This window comes from Corynebacterium jamesii, assembly GCF_046097395.1.
In the GTDB taxonomy this organism is placed as follows: domain Bacteria; phylum Actinomycetota; class Actinomycetes; order Mycobacteriales; family Mycobacteriaceae; genus Corynebacterium.
In genome coordinates, this window is record NZ_CP175789.1 from 1,744,784 (window position 1) to 1,771,498 (window position 26,715).

At 62.5% G+C, this 26,715-nt stretch carries 19 protein-coding genes; 5 read left to right on the top strand and 14 right to left on the bottom strand.

The features are described 5' to 3' along the window. Positions 1–90 precede the first annotated feature (90 nt). From ACKFRT_RS07790 to ACKFRT_RS07805, 4 genes are all read left to right on the top strand, one after another. Positions 91–1,323, top strand: a complete 1,233-nt coding sequence (locus tag ACKFRT_RS07790; RefSeq protein WP_408924905.1) for an MFS transporter — start codon at positions 91–93, stop codon at positions 1,321–1,323. Between the two features lie 171 nt (positions 1,324–1,494). Further along, the gene (locus ACKFRT_RS07795; protein ID WP_296214872.1) at positions 1,495–2,064 is read left to right on the top strand and encodes a DUF6230 family protein; all 570 of its coding nucleotides are present in this window, start codon (positions 1,495–1,497) and stop codon (positions 2,062–2,064) included. Further along, on the top strand, positions 2,051–2,647 hold the full coding sequence (locus ACKFRT_RS07800) for a DUF6114 domain-containing protein (protein ID WP_408924906.1): 597 nt from the start codon (positions 2,051–2,053) through the stop codon (positions 2,645–2,647). The genes ACKFRT_RS07795 and ACKFRT_RS07800 overlap by 14 nt, the downstream gene beginning before the upstream one ends. Next, positions 2,631–3,374: a hypothetical protein gene (locus tag ACKFRT_RS07805; protein ID WP_296214874.1), complete on the top strand. Its 744-nt coding sequence runs from the start codon at positions 2,631–2,633 to the stop codon at positions 3,372–3,374. Before ACKFRT_RS07800 ends, ACKFRT_RS07805 begins: the two co-directional genes overlap by 17 nt. A 39-nt stretch (positions 3,375–3,413) precedes the next feature. Here ACKFRT_RS07805 and ACKFRT_RS07810 read toward each other — a convergent pair whose 3' ends face one another. From ACKFRT_RS07810 to ACKFRT_RS07860, 11 genes are all read right to left on the bottom strand, one after another. Then, complete coding sequence (locus ACKFRT_RS07810; protein ID WP_408926078.1) at positions 3,414–4,937, bottom strand: acyl-CoA carboxylase subunit beta; 1,524 nt, start codon at positions 4,935–4,937, stop codon at positions 3,414–3,416. A gap of 176 nt (positions 4,938–5,113) precedes the next feature. After that, positions 5,114–10,189: a polyketide synthase Pks13 gene (pks13, locus tag ACKFRT_RS07815; protein WP_408924907.1), complete on the bottom strand. Its 5,076-nt coding sequence runs from the start codon at positions 10,187–10,189 to the stop codon at positions 5,114–5,116. A 102-nt stretch (positions 10,190–10,291) separates the two neighbouring features. Beyond that, positions 10,292–12,181: a FadD32-like long-chain-fatty-acid--AMP ligase gene (locus ACKFRT_RS07820; protein WP_408924908.1), complete on the bottom strand. Its 1,890-nt coding sequence runs from the start codon at positions 12,179–12,181 to the stop codon at positions 10,292–10,294. Between the two features lie 214 nt (positions 12,182–12,395). Further along, positions 12,396–13,331, bottom strand: a complete 936-nt coding sequence (locus tag ACKFRT_RS07825; protein WP_296214877.1) for a cutinase family protein — start codon at positions 13,329–13,331, stop codon at positions 12,396–12,398. Positions 13,332–13,438: 107 nt separating this feature from the next. Then, entirely contained in the window at positions 13,439–14,041 is a 603-nt protein-coding gene (locus ACKFRT_RS07830) for a hypothetical protein (RefSeq protein WP_408924909.1), read from the bottom strand. A 2-nt stretch (positions 14,042–14,043) separates the two neighbouring features. Further along, the gene (locus ACKFRT_RS07835) at positions 14,044–16,038 is read right to left on the bottom strand and encodes an alpha/beta hydrolase-fold protein (RefSeq protein WP_408924910.1); all 1,995 of its coding nucleotides are present in this window, start codon (positions 16,036–16,038) and stop codon (positions 14,044–14,046) included. A 699-nt stretch (positions 16,039–16,737) separates the two neighbouring features. After that, the gene (locus ACKFRT_RS07840) at positions 16,738–17,751 is read right to left on the bottom strand and encodes an alpha/beta hydrolase family protein (protein ID WP_296214883.1); all 1,014 of its coding nucleotides are present in this window, start codon (positions 17,749–17,751) and stop codon (positions 16,738–16,740) included. A gap of 308 nt (positions 17,752–18,059) precedes the next feature. Continuing rightward, the gene (locus ACKFRT_RS07845; protein WP_296214885.1) at positions 18,060–19,088 is read right to left on the bottom strand and encodes a decaprenyl-phosphate phosphoribosyltransferase; all 1,029 of its coding nucleotides are present in this window, start codon (positions 19,086–19,088) and stop codon (positions 18,060–18,062) included. Further along, a complete protein-coding gene (locus ACKFRT_RS07850) occupies positions 19,085–19,687 on the bottom strand; it encodes a phosphatase PAP2 family protein (protein WP_408924911.1) in 603 nt (200 codons plus the stop codon). The genes ACKFRT_RS07845 and ACKFRT_RS07850 overlap by 4 nt, the downstream gene beginning before the upstream one ends. Before the next feature lie 16 nt (positions 19,688–19,703). Continuing rightward, complete coding sequence (locus tag ACKFRT_RS07855; protein WP_408924912.1) at positions 19,704–21,791, bottom strand: glycosyltransferase; 2,088 nt, start codon at positions 21,789–21,791, stop codon at positions 19,704–19,706. Positions 21,792–22,189: 398 nt separating this feature from the next. Next, entirely contained in the window at positions 22,190–22,771 is a 582-nt protein-coding gene (locus ACKFRT_RS07860; RefSeq protein ID WP_408924913.1) for an EamA family transporter, read from the bottom strand. A 166-nt stretch (positions 22,772–22,937) separates the two neighbouring features. On the opposite strand from ACKFRT_RS07860, the gene ACKFRT_RS07865 reads away from it, so the two are divergent. Beyond that, positions 22,938–24,119 (top strand): AAA family ATPase, encoded by a 1,182-nt coding sequence (locus ACKFRT_RS07865; protein WP_296214891.1) that lies wholly within the window; start codon positions 22,938–22,940, stop codon positions 24,117–24,119. Between the two features lie 15 nt (positions 24,120–24,134). On the opposite strand, the gene glf is transcribed toward ACKFRT_RS07865, so the two are convergent. The 3 genes from glf to ACKFRT_RS07880 all read right to left on the bottom strand — a co-directional run bounded on the left by glf (position 24,135) and on the right by ACKFRT_RS07880 (position 26,711). Next, positions 24,135–25,352 (bottom strand): UDP-galactopyranose mutase, encoded by a 1,218-nt coding sequence (glf, locus tag ACKFRT_RS07870; protein WP_408924914.1) that lies wholly within the window; start codon positions 25,350–25,352, stop codon positions 24,135–24,137. 80 nt (positions 25,353–25,432) lie between these two features. Then, on the bottom strand, positions 25,433–25,888 hold the full coding sequence (locus tag ACKFRT_RS07875; RefSeq protein ID WP_408924915.1) for a TIGR02611 family protein: 456 nt from the start codon (positions 25,886–25,888) through the stop codon (positions 25,433–25,435). 4 nt (positions 25,889–25,892) lie between these two features. Continuing rightward, a complete protein-coding gene (locus ACKFRT_RS07880; RefSeq protein WP_408924916.1) occupies positions 25,893–26,711 on the bottom strand; it encodes an HAD family hydrolase in 819 nt (272 codons plus the stop codon). Between the last annotated feature and the right edge of the window lie 4 nt (positions 26,712–26,715).

Sequence of the window (26,715 nt, forward strand, 5' to 3'; positions counted from 1 at the left end):
AATTGATACTGGTTGCGTCACACTGGATACATCGATTGCGGATATGAATCGCAAGACAACCACCCGGCCCCGCAGGAAGGAGCTTGATCGGTGACGGACACCCTCGCAGACACTGCAGACACCGCGGACACCGCAGACGTTCGCCCCCTCACCCCGGAGGATAAGGGCTACAAGATGGCCCTCATTGCCTCCTTGTGTTCGGGTCTAGCTTCGTACAATGCCCTGTACGCCACACAGGCTGTCCTCCCCGCTTTGTCGGAGGATTTCGGCATTTCCCCCTCCCTGGCTGCCCTGACCGTCTCCGCCACCACGGGCGGGCTAGCTCTCATGGTCATCCCTCTCAGCATTGTTTCGGAACGCTTCGGACGGCGCCGCGTGATCCAGGCTTCCGTTCTGGCGGCCACCCTCCTGTCCCTCGCGTTGGTTACGCTGCCGTCGATCCAGTCGATTATCGCGGTGCGCCTCCTCCAGGGCATCGCGGTCGCCGGAGTGCCCGCCGTGACCATGGCCTTCCTCTCCGAGGAGATTGATAGCCGCTACCTCCCTCGCATCATGGGCTTTTACATCGCGGGCAATTCGCTCGGCGGGCTGATAGGCAGGCTCATCCCGGGCATCGCTCTGGAGTTCACGGATTGGCGCATAGCTACACTCTTCAGCGCTATCTTCGCCTTCGCGATGGCGCTGATGACCACCTGGGTACTGCCGGAGCAGAGATTCTTTACCCCCAAGAAGATCACGCTCGCCCACGAGCTGCAGGCCTTTGCCAACCACCTGCGCAACCCGATTCTTTGGAAGCTGTTTTTACTGCCCTTTCTGCTGATGGGCAGCTTCGTCTCTCTGTACAACTACATGACCTTCCGGCTGATCAACACCTTCGGCCTACCGGAATCTCTGGCCGCCCTGGTGTTCGTGATCTACCTGTCTGGCACGTGGACCTCCACCCGCACGGGCACGATGGTGAATCGCTACGGGCAGGCCAAGGTTGTGGTCGCCTGTATCGCCCTTGCCTTGGTCGGCCTGTTCCTGGCCTTCATCCCGACCATCCCCACCACGCTAGTAGCCGTCTTACTGTTTACTGCCACGTTCTTCCCCGCCCACTCCATCGCTAGTGCGTGGGTCGGCGAGGTTGCCCACCAAGACCGTGCCGAGGCCTCCAGCGTGTACATCCTGAGCTACTACCTCGGCTCGTCAATCATCGGCTGGGTTTCGGGCTACTTCTTCGCCCACGGTTGGGCACTCTTTGTTGGGTGGTTGATCCTGCTAACTGGCATCGCTCTGGTCACCGCCGTCGCAGCCATGCGGCGCGATAAGGCCATTTCTTAAGTGACGTCCAGTCCCACCACTCCCTCCTGCTCAGTACGGCCCTAGAGCTTGAGCGGGCAGGAAGGATGGGTGCGTGAGGGGTCGGATTTGCTAGAGAAATTATTAGAACTATCAGATTTTTTTAGATGAAAAACCGTCCCCCCAGCCAAAATTGTGCTTAAGATCACTTGCATGGGACATACTCGCAAACTCCGATTCACATCGATTCTCGGCGTAGGACTACTCGCCACTGCTGGCATGGGCGTCGCAGTCGCTCAGGGCGGCGTGTCGGCTCACCTGGCACTTTCCGGCACCATCTTCAACATGCACGTCGCCGAACTGGACGGTAAGGGCTTCGACCTCTTCACCGACGTCGACAAGATGCACAACGGTGACCAGGCCATCTCCCGCCTGCGCATCAAGGATGCGAAGGTGACGGACGTCTGCATGACGGCACCAATCAAGATTCCCGGCATCGGGGATAGGAAGTTCCAAATGACCGTTCCCGGCCAGAACTTCTCCGCCGAGAACATGCTGATCGGCGCGCGCAAACTGTCAGGCGATCTGACCCTGACGAATCCGCAGATCGGCGTGGATGCAGGCAAGATCGACAAGGACGCACCGGCTGGCGGATGGGGCATCGCGGCCGATTCTCTCTCCGCGAAGGGGCAGGGCATCGAAGCGACATCTCTGTCGGCGGACAAGATGACCGCCGGCGGCAGCAAGATCGCGATTGTGGAAAACGACAATGCCGAGTGCTAACCCCGGCACGGATCCCAACACGAACCCAGAGCTCAACCAAACCACCGAGCTAGATCCGAACTACGACCCTGATCTGGATGACGACCTGCAGTCAGACCGGGAGACAGACCTGGAGGCAGATCTGGAGGCAGATCAGGGCGCCGAGGAACAGGGCGTTCCTGCAATGAAGAACACCCGTGGCTTCGGCAACTGGCGTCGCCGTCGTCCATTCGCAGCCGGCCTGTTCATGCTGCTATCGGGCATCATCATGATCGTCCCGGCATACCTGTCCTTCGAGGTATCGAACATTGTCATCCAGGTGTCCACGATCTCCGGTGTGTCCACGCTGCTGATCGGCGCCTTGTTGATCACCTCAGCGCTGATGACGTGGTTCAAACCAGATACTCGCCTGCTCACGGGCGTGGCCTCCCTGATCCTCGGCATCGTGGCCCTGCCCATGTCGAATATCGGCGGCTTCGTTCTGGGCACTTTGTGCGCCGTTATCGGCGGATCCCTGGCGCTGTCGTGGACAGATGAAGAAAGGGCGCCTAAGGGCGTCAAGAAAAAGGGCAAGAAAAGGAAGGTAGATGAGCAAGCAGCGTAAACGCGGCAGCATCGCTAAGGCCGTCGTCGCAGCGGCGTCGATGTGCGGGCTGGTGGTGGCGCTGGCAGTAGAGACATCGCCGAATGCCGAGGCTCAACTTCAGCTACCGCCACCGCCACAGCTGCCGCCACCGCCACAGCTGCCGCCACCGCCGCAGCTACCGCCTCTGCCGCCGCCTCCGGCTCCTCCCGAGGTTCCGGAGAACTTGCGGGTGGATCTCACCCCGCCGGAGCCGATCAAGGGCGAAAAGCCGGTTCAGCAGGGCACCTACATCATCAAGAGCGACAACACGCGCCTGCTTGGACACGTGAAAATGTCGCTTGTACAGCAGGCCACACCCCAGGGGCCAAAGCCAGCGCTGCGGATCGACGCCGACAAGGCGATCCTGACGAACCTTTCGGTGCAGTTCCCGACTCCGGGAGCAGGCCCTGAAGGTGGCATCTGGCAACGCACCGGGCCAGGGCAGATAACCACCCTAACTGGCCACTTCCACATCGTGGTGAGCTCGCTGAACGTCACGCCTCGCGTGGCCGGATTACCGCTGATCCCGCTGCCCATCGACGCAAACATGGCGCCGAAGGAGCTGCAGGAAGCCGCGAAGAAGATCGGATTGGGCACGCCAGACGTGCTCTCCGAGCGCCTGGAGATGACGAACGGCACCATGCACACGTACTTCGTGAAGGCCGACGAGCTGAAACTGCCCGCCGGCACCAGCATCGGAATATAACGCGGGCTTTGCTTACCGCAGGGCAACCGCGTGCCGTAGCTACATCGGCATAATGGTGTGTTTCTTCGGTGGCTCCTGCACCTGCTTGTTGCGCAGCTGGCGCATGGCCTGGCGCAGGCGGATGCGGGTCTGGTCCGGGGTGATGACGGAGTCCACGTAGCCGCGTTCCGCAGCCACGTAAGGGCTGGTCATGTTCGCGTTGTAGAAGTCCATGAACATCTTCTTTGCCGCGGGGCGCTGCTCCTCCGGCATGGCGGCCAGAGCCTTACCCTGCATCATCACCACAGCGGCCTCCGCACCCATCACGGCGATCTGCGCCGTCGGCCAGACAAGGTTAATATCCGCGCCGAGGTTCTTGGAACCCATCACGGCATAGCCACCACCGAAGGCCTTCCGTACCACCACTGTGACCTTCGGCACCGTCGCCTCCACCGTGGCGAAGCCCAGCTTCGCGCCGCGGTGAATCAGGCCAGCCTTTTCCTGCTCCACGCCCGGCATGTATCCGGGGGTGTCCACGACCCAGACGAGGGGGACATTGTAGGCGTCACAAATACGGATAAAGCGTGCGGCCTTATCCGCAGCGTCGGCGTCCAAGCAACCTGCCAGCTCCATCGGCTGGTTGGCCACCACGCCCACCGCATGGCCGTCGATGCGGGCGAAGGCGGTGACGACATTGGAGCCGTAGTCGCCCTGGACCTCCAGCACGTTGTCGTCATCGAAGATGCGGGTGAGCACGTCCATGATGTCGTAGCCCGCGTTCGGGTCGTCCGGGATAATGTCGTTGAGCTCGAAGTCGCGCTCCGTGAGCTCGTCGTTGGGGGCCCAGAATTCCGGGGTTTCGTCAAAGGTGCTGGCAGGCAGGAAGTCCAGCAGGTCCTTGACGTAGTTAAAGGCATCTTCCTCGCTGGTTGCGACGTAGGAAACGTTGCCGTTGCGGGCTTGCTGACGCGCGCCGCCGAGCTCTTCCATAGAGATCTTCTCGCCCGTCACCGATTCAATGACAGCCGGGCCCGTGACAAACATCTGCGTGCGGCCTTCGACGGCCACGACGAAGTCGGTGGTCACCGGGGCGTACACGGCACCGCCGGCAGACGGGCCGAGCAGGATGGAGATCTGTGGGGACTGGCCACTCAGTGGCAGCTGGCGGCGGGAAATCTCGGAGTACATCGCCAGGGACATCACGGCATCCTGAATGCGGGCACCGCCGGAATCGTTGATGCCGATGACCGGGCAGCCGATACGGATGGCCATGTCCATGACCTCGCAGACCTTCTTGCCGAAGGTTTCGCCCACCGAGCCGCCATACACCGTCTTATCGTGGGCGTACACCGCCACGGTGCGACCGCCAACCTGGCCGTATCCAGTGACCACGCCGTCGCCGTAAGGAGCGTCTTCTTCGCCCGGGGTACGCCCCAGGGCGCCGATCTCTACGAACGTTCCCTCATCCAGTAGGGCGGCGATGCGCTGGCGGGGCGTGGTCAACCCAGCCTCGTCACGCTTGGCCTTAGCTTTCTCGGAGCCCGGGTCCTGTGCCTGTTCCAGCCGGCGGTGCAGCTCCGCCAGCTTCTCGGCGGTCGCGCCAGTAGCTTCGGCGCCCTGGGCGCCGGTGGCCTCGGTGCCGTTAGCGGCGGTTGCTCCCTCGTCGGCAGCAGTCACAGTGAAAGTCCCTTCGTTTTTCGACTAGCCCCCTCGCGGGGGTTATCTAGTTACTCGCTAATTACTCGCCATACGTTCGTCGGCTAGTCGCCGTCCGCGATGTGCTTAGCGATTACACGTCCCACTTTAGAGATCTCTGGCTCGTCCACAATAGCCAGGTGGTCGCCGCGCAGCTGAACTATCTCCAGGTCCTCGACGATCTCGCCCCAGCCCCCGTCCGGGGCTACCTCGGCGTAGGCAGGCTCCAGCTCAATCGCGCCATCGTGCATCCGCTCCGCGCGGAATAGCGTGACCGGTGCTTTCACCTTCGCCCAGGCGCTGAAATCCAGGGATTCCAGGATGCGGTTATCCACGAAGCTGGCCCGCTGGTGCTCCAGCACACCGGCCGGCAGCCCCATTCCTTTAGCCTCCGGGGAGGCCAGGAACTGTTGGAACATCTGCATCATCACGCCCTCGCCCTGCTGATCCAGTAGCTCGTGCGGCACCTCGAGCGGCAGACCGTAGGTCTTCTGGGCGAACGCGGCGTAGCGATCCCAGCGCGCGTGCATCTCTTCCTTCGTGTCCGGCGCCGGGTTCTTCGGCTGCACGGTATCCAAAAGCACGATGCGCTCGACCTCCGCGCTCGGCTCGCTCGCGGCACTGCGCTTGCCCAGCTGGTGGGCAACCTCGTAGGCCAGGGCGCCGCCGAAGCTCCAACCGCCCAGCACGATCGGGCGGCCGTCGGCCAGCTCCACGATCTCCGCCAGGTAGGCTTCGGCGCGGTCTGCCAGCTCGCCTTCCAGGCGCTCCACGCCGTATACCGGCACGTCGTCCGGCAGGCGACGCATCAGCGGCGCGTACACCACCGACGAGCCACCGGCCGGGTGGAATAGGAATACCGCAGGCCGGGTGCTGCCCTCGGGGCGCGCCCGCAGCACCCGGATGTTGCCCTCAACCTCGCTTTCCAGGCTGCCGCGAACCTTCTCGCTCAGCGGCTCCAATGTCTCAGCGGCCAGCACATCCTCGGCGCTGACCTCAGCGCCAGAGCGCTCGGATAGACGCTCCGCAATGCCGCGCGCCTGCTCCTCGTCAATGCTCGGCAGCTCGCTGGTCACTCCCGGCGCGGCCTTGCCTGTGACCTTCGCCCAGGTTGCGAACACCAGGCGTTCGCTCGCATCGCGCGGAGCCACGCCGCCGCCGGTTGCCGTGTAATCGGTCGCTGCGTCGCCGTTGTCGCTATCGCTTTCTTGCTGGGCGACGCCACCTTCTCCCCCGGCAGCAGTGCCAGCGCCCTCGTCCGCGTGGCGCTCTGCAATCATCTGCTCCACGAGCGCAATCACGTCGTCCACCGAACCATCGCTCAGTGCCTGGACCTGCAGCGGTGGCAGGTCGAAGTCGTACTCCACGCGGTTCTTGATGCGCATGCCCATCAGGGAGTCCAGTCCCAAGTCGATCAGCGGCAACTCGCCCGGCAGATCCTCGATGTCGTAACCCATCGATTCAGACACAATCGCGCGCAAACGGTCGCCGGCGGACTCGCCAGATTTGGGATCCCAGCGGTCGGCGGTCTCATCAACCTCGGGCAGGGTGTTGCCCGCGCTCTCCTTTGCGGAGGCGTTGGTGGCGGAAACGTTCGGCACCTCGCTGGGGTTGGGGGTGGTTGGAGCCGAGGTGGCGTCTATACCAACAGCCTCCGCGGCACCGCCGAGAGTGGCGATGAAAGCCTCCGCAACCAACGGCATTGCCTGCGCACCCGGCGCGTCGGCGGCGTAGATGGATAGCGACCAACCGCCGAGGGAACCAGTGGCAATGGTCGTCAGCTGGCCTGCCGTCGGCAACGGGGCATGTTCGCGCGTGGCGGCGACAGTGGCGTTGCAGGTGGCACTACCAGTGGAGTTATCGGCCAGTACCTCCGCGGCAGACTCAGCCAACAGCGCGATGCTCGGTACATCTTCAGCCGGAATGCTAAAGACAACGCGGCCGTCCGGAAGGTTCACGCGGGTGCCCGGAAGATCCACGGCGGGACCGGAGGACGGGCGGGCGCTAGTCCAGTGGCGCTGTAGATTCCACGTGGTGCCCGGCACCTTCGGCAGCGGGGTACGGGAACCAGCCGTGGCAGTCGCAATATCCTGCGGGGTGCGGGAGCCGGCGGCCAGGGCCTTCAGATCCAGGTCCGCGCCCTGCACATACAGCTCCGCGAGGGTGGACAGCAGAGTCTGGGATACCGGCTCCTTGCGCTTGAGCAGGAACATCAGCTTCGAATCGCTGGCGTTGTGGGCGAAGGAGTTGTTCATCAGTGGCATCAGCGCCACCGGGTTCGGGGAGAACTCGATAAAAGTGCGGTAGCCGTCGTCGAACTGCTTGCCCGTAGCCTCTGAGAACCAGACTGGCTGGCGGGTGCAGCGCAGGAAATACTCTGCATCGTGGACAACCTCGCCCGGGATGTACACGCGGCCACGATCCACGGTCGAGTACAGCGGGGTGTGGATGGGCTGCGGGTTCAAGTCGCTGATCTCGTAGTGCAGCTCGCCCAGAATCGGGTCCAGCATCGAGGTGTGGCCAGCGCCCTTCACCTTCAGCAGTCGGGCAAACTTGCCCTCGCCCTCCAGATACTCCACCAGCTTCTGCACCGGCTCGGCGGGGCCGCCGACGGTGGTCATGCCCGGCGCGGCGTACACAGCGGGCTCTACCTTGGCATACTCCGGGTGTTCCGAGGTGAAGGTGGCCAGCTCCTCCACGCCGAACTCCACGACGGCCATGGCGCCCTGCTTATCCTCGGGCAGCAAACGTTCGCCCTCGCCCATCAGGCGCGCGCGGTGGCAGGCGGTGCGCACGGCCTCTTCGGCGGTGATGCCACCTACGGCATAAGCCGCCGCGATCTCGCCCATCGACTGGCCGACGACGGCCGCAGGTTTCGCCCCCAGGGTGCGCATGAGGTCGTTCAGTGCGATCTGCACGCAGGTGATGCCCACCTGGGCGCGCTCTGTGTCGTAGTTCTGCTCGTCGTCCAGCACCATCTCGGTAAAGGACCAGCCAGACTCTGCCAACACCACCTTGTCCAGCTCGTCCAGGCGGGCAGCGAAGAACTCGGAGAGTTCGTAGAGGTCCTTGGCCATCTTGCGGAATTGGGAACCGAAGCCGGAGAACACCCACACCGGGCCGTTGGCCGCGGGCGAGTCGGCAGACTTCACCGTTGCCCCCTGCTTGCCGGCGGCGATGCGCTGCAGGCCAGCAATTGCCTCGTCGATCGTGGCGGCGGAGACCACACCGCGGGAGCGGCCGTGGTTGTGGCCTGCTAGTGCCAGGGCCACGCCGCGCAACTGGTCGGCCTCGGTAGCGCCGGAGAGAGCCTGCTTGTTTTCCTCCAGGTACGTAGCCAGCGCCTCGGCAGCCTGGCGGCGGCGCGAGGGCAGCAGCCCGCTGACGGGCAGCAGCACGCGCGGGGCTTCGCCGGCGGAATCCTCACGATCCAAACCGATCGGGGTAGCGGAGTTTGCGCCGGCCGCCCCAACGCCCGCCGCCGCTTCCTCTTCCAGGTCCGGCGCGGCAATCACCACGTGCGCGTTCGTGCCACCGAAGCCGAAGCCGGACACACCTGCGATCGCGCGCCCGGAGTACTCCGGCCACTCGCGTGGATCCTCCACGACCTCTAGGTGTTCGCGGTCAAAGTCAATGTAGGGGTTCGGGCCGGTGTAATTCAGGCTCGGTGGCAGCACGCCCTCGCGCATGGCCAGCACAACCTTCATCACTCCCGCGACACCTGCGGCGGCCTCCGTGTGGCCGAAGTTCGTCTTCGCGCTTCCCAGCAGCAGCGGCTCGGCCACGTCGCGCTGGCGGCCCAGCACAGTGCCCAGCGCGGTGGCCTCAATTGGGTCTCCCAGGATGGTGCCGGTGCCGTGAGCCTCCACATAGTCCACCGACCGCGGATCAATCCACGCGTCGGCGTAAGCACTGTGCAGCACGTCCACCTGTGCGTCCGGGTTCGGGGCGGTCAGGCCATTGGAGCGGCCGTCGGAGTTCACCGCCGAGCCCTTGATCACGGCCAGCACATCGTCGCCGTCGCGGCGCGCATCCTCCAGACGCTTAAGCACGACCACACCCGCGCCGTCGGAACGCACAATTCCATCCGCGTCGTCGCTGAAGGCGCGGATGCCGCCGGTTGGGCTTAACACGCCAAGTTCGGAAAACGCCACGGTTGCAAAGGGGCTGCAAAGGAGGTTCACGCCACCCGCCACAGCGACCTCAGACTCCCCATCGCGCAGCGAACGCACTGCCTGATGAATTGCCACCAGCGACGACGAGCAGGCCGTATCCATCGCCACGGACGGGCCGCGGAAGTCGAAGGCATAAGAGACGCGGTTGGCGATGATGGAGCTGGAGTTACCCGTCAGGGCGTAAGGGTGCGCCTCCGCCGGATCAGCGGAGATCAACATGCCGTAGTCGTTATTGGTGTTACCCATGAACACGCCGACGGGCTTGCCGCGCAGCTGATTGGCGGGAATGTGCGCATCCTCCAGGGCCTCCCACGTCAGCTGCAGGATAATGCGCTGCTGAGGGTCCATGTTTGACGCTTCCAGCGGGGACAGGCCAAAAAACTCCGCGTCGAAGGAGGCGATGTCCTCGATGTAACCACCCGTCAGCTGAGCCTGCTCCATACGGCGAGTCATCTCCGCATCGCGGGAATATTCAGCCCAGCGGCCTGCGGGCAGCTCGCCCACGCCGGAGCGGTAGTTGGAGAACAGCTCCCACATCTCATCCGCACTGTCCGCCCCGGGGTAGCGCCCCGCCATGCCGACCACGGCAATATCCCGCTGGCCCAGCGGCAGCGGGCCACCTGCGCTGGCAGCCCCGTCGGCAGAAGTGGTGGCGTCACTACCAAAAACAACGCCGGAACCACGGCCCTGCATCAGGTGCTCGGCCAGGGCGGCAATGGTGTTGAACTCGTAGGCGATCGTGGCGTCGAGGGTCGTGCCAAGCAGGCGCTCCAGGTCGCCGGACAGTACAACAACGTCGCGGGAAGACAGGCCGAAGTCCTGCATCGAGCGTTCGTCGGAAATCTCCGCGGCATCCAAACCGGTGGTGTTCGCCACCCAAGTGCGTAACCACTCCCGCATCTGCTGAATCGTGGCGGGGCGAGATTGCTGGTCAGCTGTGGGGGCGCCCTGCTGGTTGTCTGCCATGGGAAAGTCGCGTTTCCTTTCAAGCCGGAAGGCCTTGAGCCAGTCGTGAGTGAGTGTCCTAACGTAGCGCTATATTCTAACGCGCCAGGAGTGCTTTATGGATTAAGCGCCCAGCGTGCCCTCCAGATACGCCTTCGCGGCCACGCGGCGGGCGATCTTGTTGGCGGAGGAACGCGGCAGGGTGCCCGGTGCAATGATGCGCACATCAGAAGGCTGCACGCCGTGGGTAGCGGTAACGGCCGCGCGCATGGCCTCGATCGCCTCCGCGTCCCCGGCCTCGCTGGCGTCCGGATCACGCTCGGCGACGATGATGAGCCCCTCGACGGACTCGCCGTCGGCGGCACCGCTTGCGGAACCACCGGCCTCCACTGCGAAGGCGGCGATGACGGCCGGGGCGGTCTGCTCGGTGACCTCGTCGGCGGTGGCCTCGATGTCCTGCGGGTAGTGGTTGCGACCTGCGACGATAATCAGGTCCTTCAGGCGACCGGTGATGAACAGGTGACCATCCACGATGACGGCCAGGTCGCCGGTGCGCATCCAGTTGTCCTCCGGAGCGTCGCCCGTGCGGCTATCGGAATCCAGGCGGTTGGCGGTCGGCAGGAAATTGCGGAACGTCTCCTGGGTCTCCTCTGGACGGTTCAGGTACCCCGCAGCCATGTTGTCGCCGTGGACCCAGATCTCGCCGACGTTGCCGTCGGTCAGCTCCTTACCAGTCTCCGGATCGACGATCGCGATGGCCTGCGGGGCGCAGACCTGGCCGAGGGAAACCAGGGAGAGGCTATCTGCGTCGTCCGCACTGCCCTCCACGGCAGTGCCGGCAGACAACTCTTCGCGCTTGAACCACTTGGTCAGCGGACGCTCGTCGGTCTGCGGAGTGGTGACGATCAGCGTGGCCTCTGCCAGGCCGTAGGACGGGCGCATGGCTCCCTTCTGGAAGCCATAGGGGCCGAATGTATCCAAGAACTTCTGTACGGAGCTGTGGTGCACCGGCTCGGAACCGTTGATCACGCCGTCGATGGCGGATAGATCAACCTCACCCAGCTCTGCGACCTGCGCCGGGTCGGCGTAGCGCACGGCCAACTCCAAGGCGAAGTTCGGTACCACGGTATAAACGTTCTCGTCCTCGCTCTGCCGATTCAACTGGCGGATCCAGCGGCCCGGATCCTGAATAAAGTCGCGCGGGTTCATCAGGTCGAATGGCAGGCCCAGGATGATTACGAATGCAGACAGGATCACGCCCATGTCGTGGTGCAGCGGCAGCCAGGTGCTCAGGCGCAGCGGAGCCTTGAGGTTCACAGCCTTGAAGATCTGCAGCACGTTGGTAACGATCGACTTGTGAGTGAGCACCACGCCCGCCGGGGTACGAGTGGAACCGGAAGTGTACTGCAGGAACGCTTCATCGCTGGCGTTCGGCGCCAACGACGGATCCGCCATGATGGCGGCCATGGGGTTCTGCCAGTCGTCGGCCAGCGCGTCCGGCAGCGCGTCCACCGTCAACACGCGCGGGCGCTCGGTGGTGGGAGTAGCGGCGAAGTGCTTGCGTACTGCCGTAGCGGAGCGCTTGTTCGTCAGCACCACGGTCGGTTCCGAGGACCCCAGCACGGCAGTCAGGTGGCCCGTGTGACCCGGCTCGTTCGGGTCGTACAGAGGCACCGGCACCATGCGGGCATACATCGCGCCGAGGAAGGCATACATGTACTCCGGGGAGTTGTTGGCCAAAATGGCCACGCGGTCGCCGGGCTGCGCGATCTGCTGCAGCCGCACGCACACGGCCTTGATACGAGTGTTCACCTGGGCGCGCGTAACTTCGTGCACCGTGCCCTCGCGGGACTCGCTGAAGTCCCAATGGCGGATCAGCACGTTATCCACCGTGCCCTCCATCTGAGCCATGGTGTACAGCATCTCGCACATGCCGGAAAGGGTCAGCTGGTCGGGCACATTGATGTTGCCCTGCTCGTCGTAAAACTGGCCCATTGCTGCAGTGATGTCCACGTGGGGTCTCCTCTACTGGTTCTACTTGTTCGCTCTGAATTACCGATCTCGGTTTAGCTGTCTAGCTCTAACGCCACAAACATTTAGTTTTACTTGTGAAACACATCGTACCGGGCAGCGCCACCGTTACCCGGGACATACCCGCTCCCGTGTCACACATGCCCCCGGCGGCTTCGTCGCGACCGCCCAACCGTGTCTCGTACACGTACTCCTGCTACTTCCCTACGCGCTCGTTAATCAGACCCCGTGCCCATCCCACGACGTGCTGCGGTACGGTCTGGCCTTCCACGACCTCCCCATTCGTTGCGTACTGCGCATGCACGGCGTTGGCGGCCACCAGATCCTTGGCTCGCATCAGCGCGTTGCCCAGATCCGCTGGGGCGTCACAAATAAGATCCGCAGGAGCACAGTAGTTATTCACCCGATCATTAAGCTCCCCGAACCCATCAGGGCGCGGCCCGCGCATCGTCGCGCCGGGCACGATCGTCTGAATCAGCCCGCTCACCGGGTTCAACGCAATCTCCGCACCAGTGCCGCGGATGCCCTTCGCGCCGACGAGTGTGCCCTTGTCCAGCTCCTGGCGCCCATCGGCAATCAGCGACACTCCCAGGACAAGGTTGGCTGGCACGGGGCCGCGACCGTTGCCGATCTCCCCAGCCATATCGCCTGCGATCACCGCACCCTGGCTAAATCCGGTCAGCACGAAGGACGTTGCCGGGCACTCCTCGTGGGTCTTGCGTAGCTCTTCCTTCATCCGCTCGAAGCCCTGGTTACGCGAGTCGTCGTAGCTCATCTCGTGCTGCGCGTTCATGTTGCGGAACTGCGCGGTATACGGCAGAGTCCACACCTTTACCTGCTCCGGGGAGAACTCGTCAGCCAGCGGGCGGGTGACGTTCAACATGAGCGACCGCGGGTTGGCATGCGGCGCCAACGGATCGTCGTCGGCGGCGGACTCCCACGTGCCCGGCGCAGCCAGCACCTCTACATCCACACACCCGGGTGGATTCTGCGCTTCCGGCGCGGGCGGAGGGGTGGGCTTGCCCGGCTCTGGGGCTTTGCCCCCGTCGTTGGTGAGCAGCCAATTCCCCACGCCCACCACGATGAGCGCAAGCAGAACCAGAACGGCCAGTACGGTCAAGACCTTCTTCATAGCTTCCTTCTTTAGAACAAAACCAGGCTGTCCTCACCACCTGCGGCGGACAGCCTGGTTACTGGGCAGCCTGATTAACGGGAAAGGTACGGTTCGACGATTAGCACCTAACAATACGCCGACTTCGCGGCCTCGCGAATAGCATCTTCGGCCTTCTTCGGATCGCCGTCGATCACACCATTGGTCTCCAGCTGACCTGCAGCCAGCGGAGTGTACACGTCGGCCTGTCCGCCACCCTCGGCAGTGCAGTGCGCGTGACCAGCCGCGATCAGCTGATCCTCTAGGCCGCCAATCTCTTCAGCGTCGTTGGCCTTCGACAGGTCGATGCCACCGTCCTTGAGGCGGTTCAGGAAGTCCTTGTCCTCGTCACTACGCTGCGTGCCGGACGGAATCTCATCCACCTCGTCCACGGTGCCGTCTTGTGCGGGTGCACCATCCCGGCCGCCGGCGGGGGCTGAAGCCTCGCTATCTTCCGCAGAACCAGACTCGCCGTCCTCGCCGTTCTTGTCCTTGCCGTCCTTGTCCTCGCCGTCCTTGTCCTTGCCGTCCTTAGACTCCTCAGACTCAGTCACCGAAGGTACCGTCGTGGACTCAGCCGAATTATCGACCGTCTCGTCGCCACCGCAGGCCGTCAGCGTGCCCAGCGACAGCAGCGCCGCACATGTGGCACCGACGATGGCGGTTACCCGTTTATTCTTTGCGACGCCCACAGTTAGCGAACCTCAACGCGTCCGTTGACCTCGCGGATCTCGCCGTGCTGGAACTTGATCTGGGTTCCGCCCGCCGGGATGTCCTCGTGGTCGCTGATCGGGTAGCCGAGCTTGCCCTGCTCCCAGCCACGCTTACCCCATTCGTCAAACACGTTTCCGTAGTAAATCACGTGCGCGCCGGTGAACGGGGACCAGTAGATGTTGCCGTGCTCGAACTCGCTGAATCGGCCGCCCTTGATGGCCAGCTCGCCGCTGGTCGGCTTACCCAGCTTAGACTTCAAACCGCCCAGCTCCTGGTACTTCTCCGCGATCTTGCCCTGGACGTAGTTCGTCTTGTTGTCCTTATCGCGGACGATCAGGCCGTTCTGGAACTTCTGGATGTAGCTGTCGCCTACCTTCTCCACTTCGGAGATCGGGAAGCCCAGCGGGCCGTTCTCCCAGTTGGTCTTGCCCCACTCGTCAACGAAGTCCTTCGGCACAGCGAAGGCGCCGGTCTCGTGGGTCCAGTAAATCGCACCGTTCTCGAAGGTGGTGAAGCGACCGCGACCACCGGCGATGACGTGCTCCTCGGAGGTTGGGTAGCCCAGCCAGGACTCCGGCCCGTTCATGGAGGCGTAGCGGGCACCGATGCGACCCCACACGAAGTGGGCGCCGGTCTTCGGGGACCAGTAGGCACGACCGCCGCGGAAGTCCTGTACCTTGCCACCATTCTTAGCGTCGTACTCGTTAGAGATGCAGGCGCCCATGTTCGGGGCGTTCTTGATGTTCTCCGCGATGGCGCCGCCTACCTTGCACTTCGCGCCGCGATCAGCTTCCGGCACGCCCAGAGCATCGGCGATGTACGGCCATGCCTGGATCATCTCGTACTGCCAGTACGGCCAGTCGTGGGTGCCGGACGGGCGGAAGGCGGTGATCGGCTGGATGCCAGCCTTCTTGGCACGCTTGACGAAGGTCTCGGTGGTCATGCGGGACATGGCCTCCAGGCCGAAGCCAGCCATGTTGGCGGGCAGGCCTGGGATGGTGCCCGGCTTGTCGTATTTGCCGGCGTTGCCGTTACCGGAGGACACGTAGACGGTCATGTCCTTCAGCGCCTCTACACCCAGCTTCGGGTCGTGGTCGATCCAGTCCTGGGAGCCGAAGTCGCCCCACATCTTCTTTGCGTCGTAGCCGTTGCCGTCGTTGGTGGCGTATGCGATGGCCTCAGGCATACCGTAAGAGGTCGTGTCCAGGTAGCCGGAGAACGAGGCAACGAACTTCCACATCTCTGGGAAGCGCTCTGCCAGGTTCATTGCGGCGGTGCCGCCCATGGAAAGGCCGGTGATGGCGCGATCTTCGTTGGCACGCCAGCCTTCGCGCAGCACGGCGGGCAGCTCCTTGGTCAGGAAGGTCTCCCACTTATAGTGCTTGCCGTTTTCCGGCTGCTGCCAGTCGGTGTAGAAGGAGGACTCGCCGCCGACGGGCAGAACCACGTTGACGTTGCGGTCTGCGTACTGGGAGGCGATGTTAGTGGACAGGGTCCAGCCGGACTCATCCTCGCGGGCGCGCAGGCCGTCGAGGGCCCACACGGTCGGGAACTTGCGGTCCGGCTGGGAGTACCAGTCGCGAGCCAGCAGGATCTGCACCTTAATCGGCTTGCCCGGCATGGCGGCGGAGTTGATGAAGACGTTTGCCCAGCGCTCGGTAATCCACTCGACACGATCAACGCTCACGCCCTCCGGCAGGCCCTGCAGGGGCTGCTCGGTGACCTCGCGCGGGGTGCGCTTCGGAATGCTGTCCGGGTCCAGGTAGCTGGTGCCGGAGCCCGGGCCCATGGAGCCACCGAGGGGGCTCTGGGAGGTAGCGGCCGGCATCAGCGGCATGGCCAGTGCAACGGAAAGCGGCAGAGCCAGGATCGCCGCGCTCTTACGGCGGAGGTTGCTGCTGTTCTTGCTACCGGTCTTGCTGCTGACGGAGCGAGTGCGACGGGAAAGGTTCGCTGCAAGGCGCATAGTCTTCATTCTTTCTGTTGCTCTGTGATTGTTTTTATTTTGTGTTTGGTCTGGTTCAGCCTTTTTAGCCGCGTGCAGGTCGTAGTGTTGCTGCCTAAGCTACGGCCGAAGCAGGTTCCCCTCCTGCTTCGGCCTCCACCAAGCGTTTCTTTAGGCCATTCTCTATTCACGTTGACGTCTATCGCGCTCTGCGGTTTTTACCGGCTTTCCTGGACTTTTCCTCTTGCAGGTGGCCACCCAGGCAACGGTCATCCGCAGGTGCGCTGCTAGCACGTGAGCAATTATGGCAAGCAAAAACGCTTTCACATGGACAACACGCGGAATATTTAAAGTTTTACTTGAGGGTTAGCCTATCATGTTGCCACTGTTACTCATGAGACTCTTGTGGCTTTTGCTTTTGACGCCACCACGCACCCACCGCACCCCAATGTCGTTAAAACGGGAATCTGTTACCGCAAAATATTTTCATTAGCACGAAACCGCAAGTCAGAGCGCTGCTCCGATCGCATGCAAGCTGTGCGGGCGTGGCACTTTCCCGTTCTAGCGACATTCCCCGTTTTACCCCGCTTAGCACCCCACCCAGACATACAAACCCAGACATACAAAAGCCACCGCCAAGGCACCTGACCTAATGGTCAGCACCTCAGACGGTGGTTTTAAGCGGTGGCTTTAGACTGCGCTTAAGTGCGCTCCAGCTAGCCGTTCAGACTACGCGCCCAGCGCACGCAGGATGTGCGGGCGAGCCTTGCTTAGCTCGGCATCCCAGTACGGCCATGCGTGCAGACCGTTAATCGGGTAGCTCACAACCGGCCTTGCCCCAGCCAGGCGAGCGGCCATCTCGAACTTCGCGGTAGATGTGCGCGCCATCCACTCCAGGCCAATGCCAGCAGCAACACCTCGTGGGTTTTCCAGGAACTTCTCGCCACGGGACGGCACGCCACCGGAGGCGGCCAGATACAGCGGCATGCCACGGAAACGGCCGGCCTGAACGGTCGGATCATTGCGGAAGCGGCGCGGGTCAACCGGGCTGCCCCACATGTCCCAGATGTTCGCACCCTGGTCAGCGTCGGACATCGCGTACTGGATTCCGGCGTACATGCCTGGCCAGGTCGGGTTCAGGTAACCAGACAGGGAGGTTGCCTGCTTGAACTGGTTGCGGTGCCATGCAGCCAAGTTCATTGCGGCAGTACCGCCCATGGAAAGACCAACAATGGAGTTGCGGGTAGGGCTCACGCCGAAGTTACGCTGCAGGTAACCCGGCAGTTCGCGAGTCAAGAAGGTCTCCCAACGCGGCTTCTTCGGGCCACCCTTACCGCCGTACGGGCCAATCCAGTCCGCATAGAACTGAGCCTGGCCACCGACCGGCATAACCAGAGTCACGTCGTCGTTGACAAACTTCTTTACGGCATTACCCGACCAAACCCACGCGTTCCAGTCCTGGCGCGCCCGCAGGCCATCCAGCATGTAGACGCCAGCGTTACCACCACGGGAAGCGGGCTTGATCTGCACCTGGATCTTCTGCCCCATTGCCGGGGAGTACACCCAGCAGTTCTGCAGGTAGTACTTGTGCTTGCTCCAGTGGCAGCCCGGGCGCAGGTGGCCACGGTTGTCAGCAGCAGCGGTGGGTGCGGTGACAACAGCCATACCCAGTGCAGTGGCGACTGCAACCAGGAACGCGGTGAGCTTGGAGCCCAGCCCCTTGGTCTTCATAGTCGTGTTCATATAGTCCTAATTTGTCTTGAAACGAAATGACGATGAGGAGAACCCTAGGGGCCACCTCAAAACACAGGATGCGTGTACGTTACCAAATCTTTACGATCCCACTCAACGTAATAATCGAATCCTTTGCCAGAAACGCTACATCCCTAATAGCTCCACATATCGTCCTGAGAATTGCCCAATCACATAGGCACCACGCACCACTCCAGGCACGCAACCGGCAGACTACCACACGATTTTACCCCCAAAAGTGAAAAGCGCCGACTGCCCCACAAAGGACAAGTCGGCGTCAAAAAAGAAGAAACAGATAGCTAGAACAGCGGCACGATGTACACCGCCATCGCCACGCAGAACAGCCATGCCAGCGCCAGCAGCTGCAAAGTGCGATCCTCCAGAGCGATCTCATCCGGCGCGCCACCCTCACCGCGGTCAACATCAGCCGCGTAGCGCAGAATCGCGATCGTAAACGGCACCATCGAAACCTGGTACCACACGGCAGCCACACCAGACTCCACCGTCTGCGCCAGGCCAAAGCCCCACAGAGCGTAGCTCAGCACCACAGCGGTCGCAGCCAAAGTCCAGACAAAGCGCAGGTAGGTCGGGGTGTAGCTCTCCAGCGACTTGCGGATCTTCGCGCCCGAGCGCAGCGACAGCTTCAGCTCCGCATAGCGCTTACCCGCAGCCATAAACAGGGAACCAAACGCCGCGACCAGCAGGAACCACTGCGACAGCAGAATCGCCGCCGCCACACCACCGGCCATCGCGCGCAGCATAAATCCGGAGCTCACCAGCGCAATATCAATCACCGGCTGGTGCTTCCAGCCAAAGCAGTAGCCCAGCTGCAGCGCGATGTACACCGCCACGACGATGGCCAGGTTCGTGCCCGACGAAGCCAGCAGCGAGCCACCAATCGCCGCGATGATCAGCACCACCGACATCGCATACGCCAACCCCACCGGCAGCACGCCCGCCGCAATCGGGCGGAAGCGCTTGGTCGGGTGCGCGCGGTCGGCCTCCACGTCGCGGGCATCGTTAATCAGGTAGATCGAGCTGGCCGCCAGGCAGAAGGCCACAAATGCGATCAGCACATCCAGCAGAACGCGGCTGTGGAAGAGCATGTCGCCACCGGCAGCCGCAGGAGCCGCGATCACCAGGACGTTCTTCACCCACTGCTTCGGGCGCAGAGCCTTAATCATCGCCTCCGGCAGGTTGCGCGGCGGGCGCAACTTCTTCGTGTCGGTGGCGGTACTGGTCGCCTGGTTCGGATCTTCCAGCCCGGACGTGTGCGGCTCCGCGCCGATCAGCGGCTCTGGTCGGCCTTCGCTACGCTGTTCGCTCACTGGCTTTTCTCCTCACTGTTCTTCTTTGTGACGCCCCCACGTCCCCCATCGACAACCCTGCGCACAGCAATGGCCGTGGCAGCGCCGATGCAACTTCCGAGAGCTACGTCAGAGGGATAGTGTACGCCCAACACCATGCGGGACAGCGCCATCGCCGGGATACCAGCCAGGGGTAGCGCCCCTGTGCGGTTGTTCACCGACAGGGTGAAGGCCACTAGGGCGGCGGTGGAGCTGGTCGCGTGCGACGAGGGGAAGCTCAACTTCGAGGGGGTTCCCACGCCGATATTAATCCGCGGGTCGTGCGGGCGCGGGCGGCGGACGATGCGCTTGAGCACCACGCTGGCGGCGTGGGCGAAGAAAGCACTAGTGCCCATGGCCAGCCAGCCGCGGCGTTCCGGACCGTCGGCGGGCTTTTTCTGGATGGTGGCCAGGCCGTAGCCCAGGGCTGCGGTGCTCATCCAACCGAGGGCATGCTCACCGAAGTGGCTCATGCCACGGGCAGTAGCCAACACTCCCGGCTTGTCGGCGAGCTGCTTTTGCAGCGCGACCAACAGGTCGGATTCGCCCAGCGGATCGCCGCTTACGCGTGTGGAGCTCATTGTCTTTGCGTTGTCCTTACTTGTTAGCGGACTGGTCGGCGGCGAACTCGGCAGCGCGCTCGGGCTCGAAGATCTGCGCCCAGCCTTCCTGGCTCGTCAGGTACGGGTGGGCCGCACGGTAAGCGGAACGCATCTCGTCGAATTGCTCGAAGATCTTCTTCTCGAGGCGGGCGTATTCCTTTGCCAGGGCCAGCATCTGGCCACGGTCGCGCTTGCGGAAGAACACACCCTTGCCATCGGCGGTGGTCACTGTGGCGCCATCCAAGCGGGAAAGGCTGAACCAACGAGCCTCGACGGGCGGGAGGTTCACCTGCGGGGCGTGGTGGTGCCGGGCGTCGGCAGGCTTGGCGTTGTTCAGCAGGCCCTTGGCGAGCGTGACGATCTTGGCCTTCTTGCTCAGCGGAATGCGTGTAAGGTCCGCCGGCCCGCCCGTCGCTGCGGGCAGGTCGGTGGCCGACGGGACTACGACTGCGTCGGAGTAGTTCTTGCGCAGCTTCGCGATGCGTGGCAGAGAGGCATCCAGGACGTCGAACAGCTGGTCCGGGCCAGCCAGGAAGTCCTTCATCGCCTCGATGTGCAGGGCGACGGTGGAGTACTCCAGGCACAGCAGGTGCTTGGCGGCAGCCTTGCCCAGCGACAGCAGCAGGCCACGCGGGGAGCCCTCCAGCTGCATAGCTGCCACGATCAGGCGGTTGCGGATGTGGAAGTAGGCCTGCCAGTCGATGGCATCGTCCTTGTTTGCCCAGGCCATGTGCCAGATGGCAATGCCCGGCCAGGAGGCCGTGGGGAAGCCAGCGTCCTTTGCACGCAGACCATATTCGGCGTCATCCCACTTGATAAACAGCGGCAGGGGCTGACCGATGCGATCGGCAACAAAGCGCGGGATCAGGCACATCCACCAGCCGTTGTAATCGACGTCGATGCGGCGGTGCAGATCCTTGGAGTTCTCCGCGTTGTTCGGGGTGCCGTAGCCCTTGTGGATCACATCCGGGGCTACCGGGGCGATGGGTTGGCCTGCCGCATTGTGGGCAGCGCCGTCGCCCAGGTCGCGTAGCGGGTGGCGATAGAAATCGTGGGTGTAGTGGGTGTGCGGTGCCCCGCCCCACATAAACACGTCGCGGTGGACGACCTCGCCCATGCTGTGCAGGTAGCTGCGCTCTTGAAGGTCCAGCATCTGGCCGCCGATCAGCATCGGGGACTTCGCGTAGCGGGCAGCCGCCAGGGCGCGCAGCACACTGTCGGGCTCGATGGCGATGTCGTCGTCCATGTACAGGATGTACGGGCTGGAAGTGCCACGTTCCGGGTGGCGAGCCTCGTACATGATGCGGGAGTAGCCGCCGGAGCCGCCGAGGTTGCCCTGGCTGACGATGCGCAGTCGGTCACCGAAGTGTTCTGCGACCTCCTCGAAGTTCGGCTCGTCGGCCGGGTGCTTGTCACCCTGGTCGGGCATGATGATGGCCTCGATGCGGCCGTCCACCTCTGCGTCAGAGGCCAGCGCGTGCAGCGCGGCCACCGCGTCGGTTGGGCGGTTAAAAGTCGGGATGCCGATGGTGACGCTCGGTTCAGCGGCAGGGAGGGTCTCTCCTTCGAAAGTCTGCTCGCCAGCCTCAATGGTGGCGTACCAGCCCGCGGAGTGAAGACGGGTTTCCTTCTCGCAGGTCAGATCGAACCAGATCCAGCCACCGTCCTCGAACGGAGCCAGGGAGATGGTGAACTCGGCGATACCGTGGCCATTCTCGTCGGTCTCGATCTTGGAGCTTTCAATACCGATGCGGGATCCGTCGTACTTGGAGCGGTACAACTCTACGTGGGCTTCGCCGGTGATCTCGATACGCAGCTTCACTTCGTCCAGCTGGGACCAGCGGCGCCAGTAGGAGGCGGGAAAGGCGTTGAAGTATGTCTCGAAGGAGATCTCGCTACCCGCGGGCAGGATCGCCTCGGTGCGGGACACGGCGTTGACACGGCCGGGGGTGGTGGCCTCGTTCTCCACGATGTACAGCGAGCGCACGTTGCGGGGCTCGCCGCGCTTGGGCAGCAGGATACGCGCCAAGCGGGTGGCGTCGAACCCATCGTTGGTATTGGCTTTCACTGGCTGAGCGTTCATATGCTGAACACAAACCTCCGCATAGGCATTAAAGACATTGGAATATATCCGATTATCCATGAAAGCCGGACGCAACGGCATGCGCGACACAGCCCCAGTTGGGCTCTTAGCCGCGGAGCGCACGCTAAGCAGCTGATAACTTCACACCTAACATAACACTGTGGGATGTTAGGTGGGAAGCTAGGTGTTATGCTCCGCTTCCCATTCAGTGCAAGAATGACAGACCCCCCGGCAGAAGCCTGCGCTGTTTCACATTGGTGAAGCTGTGAACAGATCCTGCGGAGGCAGAATGACTTTGTTTCAGTTCTGTACATAAAGGGGCGGCGTCAGACCCCGAGATTCCTGGGCTCCACGCCAGGTAATAACCGCGCCGGCTGTCGCGATCAGGACGATACCCGTCACCATGAACCGGGTGAGCTGGTCTCCAGAAAAAGCCCATCCCAGGATCGCGCCAGGTCGGGCATGCCACCGCCCTCGGTACTGCCTATCCGGGTTGAAAAGAGCGTGTAGGTACCGAAGAAAGCCGCGCCGATAGCAACGTATCCAACACCGACAACGTCCAGGTCATTGGAGGGTTGCGCGATCAGGGCAACACCGACGAATGCGGCGATGGCCCATAGGCGGGAGCGCCACATTTGTAGCCCCAGGAAGGCCACAATGCAGAGGCCAAGGAAGTCGATGGTCACGGCAACCCCCTGGGGCAAGCGGGCGATTGCTGCGTACACCATCATGTTCATCATGCCCATGGCCACGCCATAAATGACGATGTTGAGGGCGCGGGTGCGCGTCATGCCAGACAGCTTCGGGCGGAAGATGACCACCATGATGATGGCCGCGGCCGTCATACGCAGCCCCGATACGCCTGGCGCGCCGACCGTAGAGAGCACGTCTGTGACCAGTACCGCCGCGGTTTGGGTGCCAATCGACCCAATGAGAACCAGGAGGACCGGCGCCACTGGCAGGGCGAGGAATTTGCTCACTCGCCGCGGCGATAGCTCTTGCTGAGCTGTCCCGGATTGGTTCTTCTAGTGCGACACTCGTGAACTATTAGTGCAGCTTCCTTTGAATGAAGGAACCGCGATCTAGCGACGAAATAGTAAAAATAGTAAAAATAGTAAAGATAGTAAGAGATAGTAAGGAGGCACGATGCTGTCCACTTCATCCCGACCCAAGAACCCCTTCACCGCAACAGTTGGGAAGACACCACTGGTTCTCGCAGGACGCGATGAATACCTCCACGATTTCGATGCCGCTATCCAGGATGGCCCCGGAAGCCATGAACGTATCTCCATCATTACCGGCCCTAGGGGTATCGGCAAGACTGTTTTGTTAAATGAATTCGAAGCGGTCGCGAAGACGCACTCATGGCACGTCATCTCCGAAACCACGACTCGTGGTTTCAACGACCGCATTCGTGACCGTGCCTTCAACCTCCTTCAAGATCTTTCCAACGAGCCCAAGCGTCGCCTGTCCGGCATCAATCTCTCTTACCTCGGCTTCGAGACCGAAGCTATTCCCTCCTATTCACCCACACCGACGTTGAGATCGGTACTCGAAGAGCTTTTCGACCGACAGGCTGAGCTCGACACCCGACTCAACCAAGAACCAGTCGGCCTACTTATCACCCTGGACGAGCTGCACTACGCCCACATGGACGAAATCGTTGAGTTCGGGACAACCATTCAACATCTCGTCCGCGAAGACCGGGAGATTGCGATTGCGATGGCTGGCATTCCTGGTGCTGTGAAACCACTTCTTGCCGCTGACGAAGGTCGTAACCCTGTGACCTTCTTGCGTCGCGCAAACAAAATTGAAACCGGAATGGTGCCGATTGAAGAAGTACGCACAGCGCTTAAAAAGACCACCGAACAAGTCGGGGTCTCGTGGACCCTTCAAGCACTCGACAACGCAACCAAGGCGACCGGTGGCTACCCCTTCATGATTCAGCTAGTTGGGCAACACGCTTTCCGTAACTACACCGGCAACGCGATCGACGAAGAAGCAGTATCTCGCGGAGTTGGTGCCGCCCGGAGAAAGCTCGGACAGCTCGTGCACGAGCCTTCGATTGCGGATCTCTCTGAGGTCGACCGGACTTTTCTCATCGCAATGTCGACCGACGATGGCCCCTCTCGCATGTCGGACATCGCGACTCGAATGGGCGTAGATGCGCAGTACGCAGGAAACTACCGCAAACGCCTCATTGATGCAGAGATGATCCGTCCAACAGCCCACGGGTTCGTCGATTACGAGCTGCCATATATGCGCGAGTATTTGCGCTCCCACCACGCAACCGATGCAATGGAGCAGTTCTCCATCTGGCCGGAGTAACCCCCAAACCGGCCCCTAGTGCCCGCGCTCCTGCTCGATCGCCTGACCATCGTTGAAGTACGGTGCCAGCTTGTTGTCGTACATCGACAGTGCCGCGCCGATGGCCATGTGCATGTCCAGGTACTGGTAGGTGCCCAGGCGCCCACCGAACAGCACCTTGTTCTGTGCTGCTTCCTCCGCGGCCAGCTTGCGGTAGGCCTCCAGCTTTTCGCGGTCCTCCGGGGTGTTGATCGGATAGTACGGCTCATCATTGTCCTCCGCGAAGCGGGAGAACTCCTTCATGATGACCGTCTTGTCCTTCGGGTACTTGTCGCCCCGCTCCGGGTGGAAGTGACGGAACTCGTGGATGCGGGTGTACGGGAACTCGGCATCGTTGTAGTTCATCACCGGGGTGCCCTGGAAGTCGCCGGTATTTAGCACCTCGGTCTCGAAGTCGAGGGTGCGCCAGCCCAGGTGGCCTTCGGCGTAGTCGAAGTAGCGATCCAGCGGGCCGGTGTAGACAACCGGCGCATCTGGGTTGGCCGCACGAACCTCGTCGTGGATCTCGAACCAGTCAGTATCCAGGCGCACCTCGATCTTCTCATCGGCCGCCATGTTCTCCAGCCACGCGGTGTAGCCCTCCACCGGCAGTCCTTCGTAGGTGTCGTTGAAGTAGCGGTTGTTGAAGGTGTAGCGCACCGGCAGGCGGGAGATGTTAGAGGCCGGCAGCTCCTTCGGGTCGGTCTGCCACTGCTTGGCGGTGTAATCGCGCACAAAGGCTTCGTACAGCGGGCGGCCGATCAGGGAGATTCCCTTTTCCTCCAGGTTCTTCGCCTCCGCTGGATCCAGCCCGTCGGTCTGGTCCTTAATCAGCTGCCGTGCCTCGTCCGGGCTGTAGTACTTGCCGAAGAACTGGTTAATCAGACCCAGCCCCATTGGGAACTGGTAGGCCGTGCCCTTGTGCATGGCAAACACGCGGTGCTGGTAGTCGGTGAAATCGGTGAATTGATTGACGTAATCCCACACGCGCTTGTTGGAGGTGTGGAACAGGTGCGCACCGTACTTGTGGATCTCAATGCCCGTCTCCGGCTCTGCTTCGGAGTACGCGTTGCCGCCGATGTGGGCGCGCTTCTCCACCACCAGCACGTTCTTGCCGGCCTGGGTTGCCGCGCGCTCGGCCACGGTCAGGCCGAAGAAGCCGCTGCCGACAACGATGAGGTCGTAGTTTTGTCCACTGTGTGTCTGCTCTGTCATGCCTGCCAGGTTACCGCGCGGGCTCACTGTTTTTTGGGCATGACGCCACCTCGGTGTGCCGCTGAGTGAAGCGCCTCAGGCTAGCGGTCTTCAAATCCGGCCCAGTCCGGGAGCTTATCCACCCAGTCCGCCAGCCAGGCTTCCGCGAAGCCGAGCATTCCGGTGTTCCACATGACCCAAAAAATGCCGCTGAACACCACGGCGCAGCCGAGCAGAAAAAGCACGCCGATAAGGGTCTTCATTCCAGCCCCTTGGCGCTTCCAATACTCCTCGGCGCTGTCGTAGGTCCGCAGTCCATAGTCCAGCAGCCGGTTGGGCCAGGTCAGTTCGAAGGAGAGCACGCCGATGCCGAAGAAGAGCATAAACCAACCCGGCCCGGGCGTGGGGATGATAAGGATGCCGACGACGACAAACAGCCAGCCGACGAACAGGGTGAGGGGGGCTACGAGGAAGCCATAGCTTTTCTTCTTCAGCCCCTCGTGATGTACCTGCAGTTCGGAAACTTTCCGACGAACATTTTCGCTCAGCTTCGACATGGAGCTAGAACCACCGCTCAAGTACGGCGGCCACACCGTCCTCATCGTTAGTCAGGGTGACTTCGTCGGCGATGTCCTTCAAGGACTCCTCGGCATTGCCCATGGCCACCCCGTGGCCGGCCCATGAGAGCATTTCTGTGTCGTTCGGCATGTCCCCGAAAGCAATGGTCTGTGCGGCATCCACACCGACCTGCTCGGCGATCCATTCCAACGCGGAGCGCTTGGAGATCCCCGCCGCCGCGACCTCTACCAAGCCCCCTTCATAGCTGTAGGTGGCTTTCGCCTGGGTGGCGTCAATAAAAGGCCGCACCGCGGCATAGAGCTCGGCCGAGGTTCGGTTGGGGTCCCGCACCAGCAGCTTCACCACGGGCGTGGCGGCAAGCTCGTCGAGGGATTGCACGGCGTGTTCGGTGGAGTCCCAGGCGTGGTCATAGCCGGGAGAGACGGAAAAGAGCTCGTCGGCGCGATCGAAGGCGCTGGTCCCGGCGCGCTCCACGGCGAATCCCACACCGGGGACGGCCTCGGCGAGCTGATCGATAAGTGCCCTCACCAGGGCGGGCGCGAGGGTTGCGGCGTGCAAGATCCGGTCCCGGTCGGCGTCATAAATAACAGCACCGTTGGCGCAGGCGCAGACGGGGCGCACGGGCAGCTGCTCGAAGACGGGCATGAGCCAGCGCGGCGGGCGGCCGGTCGCGAGGGTAAACACAGTGCCCTGGTGCAGCATCGAGTTCACCGCGCGACGCATGCGTTGCGAAACTCGCTCCCTGCTGTTGAGCAGGGTGCCGTCGACGTCGCTGACAACCAGCAACGGGGAATCCTGCATCGCT

Coding starts and splice junctions, on each gene's coding strand:
- ACKFRT_RS07795 (WP_296214872.1), top strand. CDS start 1,495: ATGGGACATACTCGCAAACTCCGATTCACATCGATTCTCGGCGTAGGA.
- ACKFRT_RS07800 (WP_408924906.1), top strand. CDS start 2,051: ATGCCGAGTGCTAACCCCGGCACGGATCCCAACACGAACCCAGAGCTC.
- ACKFRT_RS07805 (WP_296214874.1), top strand. CDS start 2,631: ATGAGCAAGCAGCGTAAACGCGGCAGCATCGCTAAGGCCGTCGTCGCA.
- pks13 (WP_408924907.1), bottom strand. CDS start 10,189: ATGGCAGACAACCAGCAGGGCGCCCCCACAGCTGACCAGCAATCTCGC.
- ACKFRT_RS07825 (WP_296214877.1), bottom strand. CDS start 13,331: ATGAAGAAGGTCTTGACCGTACTGGCCGTTCTGGTTCTGCTTGCGCTC.
- ACKFRT_RS07835 (WP_408924910.1), bottom strand. CDS start 16,038: ATGAAGACTATGCGCCTTGCAGCGAACCTTTCCCGTCGCACTCGCTCC.
- ACKFRT_RS07840 (WP_296214883.1), bottom strand. CDS start 17,751: ATGAACACGACTATGAAGACCAAGGGGCTGGGCTCCAAGCTCACCGCG.
- ACKFRT_RS07850 (WP_408924911.1), bottom strand. CDS start 19,687: ATGAGCTCCACACGCGTAAGCGGCGATCCGCTGGGCGAATCCGACCTG.
- ACKFRT_RS07855 (WP_408924912.1), bottom strand. CDS start 21,791: ATGAACGCTCAGCCAGTGAAAGCCAATACCAACGATGGGTTCGACGCC.
- ACKFRT_RS07865 (WP_296214891.1), top strand. CDS start 22,938: ATGCTGTCCACTTCATCCCGACCCAAGAACCCCTTCACCGCAACAGTT.
- glf (WP_408924914.1), bottom strand. CDS start 25,352: ATGACAGAGCAGACACACAGTGGACAAAACTACGACCTCATCGTTGTC.
- ACKFRT_RS07875 (WP_408924915.1), bottom strand. CDS start 25,888: ATGTCGAAGCTGAGCGAAAATGTTCGTCGGAAAGTTTCCGAACTGCAG.
- ACKFRT_RS07880 (WP_408924916.1), bottom strand. CDS start 26,711: ATGCAGGATTCCCCGTTGCTGGTTGTCAGCGACGTCGACGGCACCCTG.